The 369-nt window shown below is 58.8% G+C and carries 1 protein-coding gene; it reads left to right on the top strand.

All coding sequences use genetic code 11. The features are described from left to right. On the top strand, positions 1–369 hold a 369-nt coding region (locus tag AC1D0P_RS32060), incomplete at both ends, for a M1 family aminopeptidase (RefSeq protein WP_477680411.1).

Below are 369 nucleotides of genomic sequence, written 5' to 3'. Positions count from 1 at the left end.
CTATGGCGATGGCCGGCGCTTCGCCGTCTGGTTCGATCCGCATCCCAAGCCGAGCTATCTGTTCGCGCTGGTGGCCGGGGATCTCGGCGTGGTCGAAGACACGTTCACGACGATGAACGACCGCGAGGTCAAGCTGCGCATCTATGTCGAACACGGCAAGGAGCCGCGCGCGGCCTATGCCATGGATGCGCTCAAGCGTTCGTTGAAGTGGGACGAGGAAGCCTTCGGCCGCGAATATGATCTCGACATCTTCATGATTGTCGCCGTCTCCGACTTCAATATGGGGGCGATGGAGAACAAGGGGCTCAACGTCTTCAACGACAAGTACATTCTTGCCGACCCCGAAATAGCGACCGACCAGGATTATGC

The organism is Polaromonas sp. P1_G2 (assembly GCF_056405515.1).
This window is presented reverse-complemented; position numbering and strand designations above follow the sequence as displayed.